This window comes from Pseudomonas laurentiana (assembly GCF_014648275.1).
Classification (GTDB): domain Bacteria; phylum Pseudomonadota; class Gammaproteobacteria; order Pseudomonadales; family Pseudomonadaceae; genus Aquipseudomonas; species Aquipseudomonas laurentiana.
On record NZ_BMQU01000057.1, the window covers coordinates 1 to 3,573 of the forward strand.

Annotated in this window: 3 protein-coding genes; 2 read left to right on the top strand and 1 reads right to left on the bottom strand. The window is 51.3% G+C overall.

Annotated elements, in window-relative coordinates; translation table 11 throughout:
* Positions 1 to 189 precede the first annotated feature (189 nt).
* Positions 190 to 1,152 (top strand): DMT family transporter, encoded by a 963-nt coding sequence (locus IE038_RS23720; RefSeq protein ID WP_163939893.1) that lies wholly within the window; start codon positions 190 to 192, stop codon positions 1,150 to 1,152.
* A 198-nt stretch (positions 1,153 to 1,350) separates the two neighbouring features.
* Here the strand turns inward: IE038_RS23720 and IE038_RS23725 are convergent, their stop codons facing one another.
* A complete protein-coding gene (locus IE038_RS23725) occupies positions 1,351 to 1,812 on the bottom strand; it encodes a hypothetical protein (RefSeq protein WP_163939894.1) in 462 nt (153 codons plus the stop codon).
* 506 nt (positions 1,813 to 2,318) lie between these two features.
* Between IE038_RS23725 and IE038_RS23730 the strand changes: the two genes are divergently transcribed.
* Complete coding sequence (locus IE038_RS23730; RefSeq protein ID WP_189396401.1) at positions 2,319 to 3,521, top strand: SAM-dependent methyltransferase; 1,203 nt, start codon at positions 2,319 to 2,321, stop codon at positions 3,519 to 3,521.
* Positions 3,522 to 3,573: the final 52 nt, after the last annotated feature.

The following is a 3,573-nucleotide window of genomic DNA, read 5'->3' on the forward strand; positions in this document are numbered from 1 at the left end:
ACTGTATTGGGTAGACATGGCAACACCTTACATCAGGTGTTGCACTTGCTCCTTGAGGCCGCCCTGTATAACAGCCGAAATCAGTGGCCCCTACTAGGAGGAAGCCGTGCCCAGCGAGAGATTCTAGAGCTCACGCTGGAATATGCAGCACGCAAGTCCACCTCCATACTCTGACGTCAGGCTTACATCATGCTCCTTCAATCAAAAGCAAGAACACCTGCGTCCGACAGCCTCACTTACCTCAAGCTATCCTTGGTGGCGATCATTTGGGGCGGAACGTTTGTTGCGGGTCGCTACATTTCTTCCGACACCCCACCAATGCTGTCGGCAAGCCTGAGGTTCATGCTTGCTGGCGCTACGCTTACCCTATTCCTGATTTTCTCCAGAAAAATGTTTATCAAGATCAACCGATCTCAACTGGTGAAAATACTTGGCCTTGGATTCTGCGGCATATACACCTACAACCTTTTCTTCTTTTATGGGCTCCATTACACCACCGCATCCCGGGCCTCACTGATCGTCGCCCTCAACCCAGCAGTAATGGCCCTTTTTTCCTTCCTCTTTTACCGGGAAAAACTCACGTTTACGAAGACCTCCGGAATAGGCCTCTGCCTTATGGGTGCGGCAGCGGTGATTTTCAGTAAATCACCAAACACCTTTCTTGCGGAGAACAGCGACTGGCGCGGTGATGCCTTAATTTTCGGGTGCGTATTGAGCTGGGTGGTCTATAGCGTGTTCTGCAAAACCATAGTCAACGAAATTGGCTCCTTACATACAGTGACCTACTCCATCTGGGCTGGCGCAGCGATGCTGACGGCGACAGCCACCGCTACAGGGCAATTCAATTTTGCTTCAGTGAGTGCGCTATCCACAGGCGACTTTTTTAGCCTGCTGTACCTGGGTGCAATAGGTTCCGCATTGGCCTACATCTGGTACTACCAGGGCATCCAGACAATCGGCGTCACACGCTCCGGGGTGTTCATTGCTCTTAACCCGCTAACCGCCGTTCTGCTGGGCGCACTGTTGCTCGGTGAGCAACTGACGAGTCCGATGTTGATAGGAGGCGCCCTGATCATCACAGGCATCCTGATCTGCAATCGGGCAACCCCAAGCGATCAACGCCTGAATGAAGGTATCTACCGCGAAAATTGACTTAATCCCCTCCAGGACGACGAAGACGCGCGTCGAGCAAAAGCGGGCGGCCAGAGGTGACCTTTTGCGCCTGGGCCACCTGATCCCGGTGCTCGACGTCGTACAGCTCGTGCGCTTGGGCACTGCCAGCGATTTTTGACGAACGTTTCTGATCAGTGAGAAGTGGCCAGTGCGCACAGAGGGCTGCAACCCCCGCCATCATTCGGCCTGAATAAGACCTTTGATCCCGGCATCACTATCAGTCCAGTAATCCTCATCCTTCAGCCGCCGATCCCCCTGAATCATGAAGAGGATCGTGCCAGCCCGAAATTGCAGCCCGCCATCCGTGCGTTTGGCTTTGACGGGTTTGCCGTTCACCCAAACATGCTCTTTTTCATCAATACGAATGGTGGCAACCGTCGCACCTGAAGCACTTTTAGCCACCCACTGCCCGGCATATGGGGTCTGGCTTTTGGTGCTGCCTGCTGCCGGTGCTGCGGGCTCACCAAACCCCGCCTTGGCATTTTCAGCCTTGCTCTTGGTGATATCGCACCCCTGAAGCTCGCTTATCTGGGTGCAACCCGACTGCTCAAGCTGCTTACGGTACTTTTCGCTGATGGCATAAGCCGGTGATTGCGCAAGTAACGTAATGGCCAGCGCGGCAAAGATTGCCTTGTTCATAGAGCCACCTCATCTGATCAACGGGTTTCTGAGCATGTGCTTGCTGAGTTGCCCCAACTGCGCGGCGCACCAACACGAAATGACGAAGTTGTGGCGATACACATAAACGCAGGTGAATCACAGCGCCCCTCGTCAAGGCTAGCGAGCCTGATTGCTACTCGCCAATCAAACGGGTGATTGACCGTTACCGGTTTGCAGCAAGGGCTTGCTCAAGCGGCGCATTGAATTGCCCCACAGTTACCTTTCACGGTGGGCATCTATCGGCCAGGAGCAGACACTCGAACGCGGCTAAAGACGCGCGCCAGTTTGCGGTCGCGCTGGCGCCCAATAGCGCGGACTTTTCTGTACTACTCTTGTACGGATGGCGGATTCCTGATCTCAGTTGGTAGCTCGAACAATGGCTTGGTTGGAACCGCCTTGTCTCTACTAGGACGTCCACAACTGGCGGCGTAGAGTGTTGAATTTCATGCTTTACGCAAGTCATCAACCATCATTGGAGAATCATTATGTCCATGCCGTTTACCGACTTTCTTGTGACTTTGGCTGATCCGGGAAATTACGAAGCTTACGTTAGCGACCCCGATGGCTTTATGAAAAAAGCAGGGCTTAACGAAAAGCAAAGAATCGCCATAAAGTCAGGAAGCAGGTCAGCCATTAGACTGCTGGCCTCCCAAGAAATGAATGAAGTTTCGTTCCATGCAAAACTCGCTACCGAGCTTTATGCTGAAAATAACAATACCGCCGCCAACATTAGCTACCAAGAGTCCATCGACGACATTGAGGCGATCGACATGGATTACGACGACGACATGGACAACGACAACAATAATGATGATTATGGTAATGTCGACCTAGACGTAGAGGACTCGCTGGGAAATAAAAAATATACTTTTGGCCCGCATTATGATCATTTATTTGAAAAAAACTGGAAGGCAACACGAGCAGGTGAACTGGTTTTTGTCGGAAGCGGGATCAAGGGGACTCATCACATTACTCCAGAAACCTCACTTCACATAAGGACCGCTGGGAAGGTGCTGTATTGCGTCGCAGACGTCGTAGTCGAGAGAAAAATTCGCCTACTGAACGATAACTGCGAAGATTTGTACTTGCTCTATGCAGACGATAAACCGCGACGCAAGACATATGAAGAAATGGTCGAACACAGCCTAGAAGCTCTTAAACATCATGAAAAAGTATGCGTAGTTTTTTACGGACACCCTGGGATATTTGTTTGGTCTAGCTTTACAGCCATTCAAAGAGCTAGACGCGACGGCATAAAGGCCTACATGCTTCCTGCTGTTTCCTCACTGGACTGCATGTTTGCGGACATAGGTTTCGATCCCTCACGACACGGCTGTCAAATATTCGAGGCTACAGATTTTTTGACACGCACTAGAACACCAGATACCGCCGCCGCCGTGATAATTCTTCAACTTGGCGCAGTTGGCGACATGGGGTTCCGATTTCGAGGGTATGATCGTAGAAACATGCCTGTGTTTGTTGAACACCTGCAAAGTTTCTATGGTGCTGACCACGAAGTCCTTCTTTATCAAGCGGCGCAATATCCTGTTTGCGAGCCTGTGATACAGAAAGTAGCGATACGGGATATCGTTGCTGCAAAGCCTTCAGGCATAACGACTCTTTATATTCCGCCGAAGACGTTACCCGCCACAAATTCGGAGATGATGAGTCGCTTAGGGAAGGTCTGAAGTACCCACCGATTTTTGAGGCCCTCGCTGCTTGAGGTTCAAAAAATCCAAG

Bases quoted from the DNA above. Each gene is read 5' to 3' on its own strand.
- IE038_RS23720 (WP_163939893.1), top strand. From the start codon at position 190: ATGCTCCTTCAATCAAAAGCAAGAACACCTGCGTCCGACAGCCTCACT.
- IE038_RS23725 (WP_163939894.1), bottom strand. From the start codon at position 1,812: ATGAACAAGGCAATCTTTGCCGCGCTGGCCATTACGTTACTTGCGCAA.
- IE038_RS23730 (WP_189396401.1), top strand. From the start codon at position 2,319: ATGTCCATGCCGTTTACCGACTTTCTTGTGACTTTGGCTGATCCGGGA.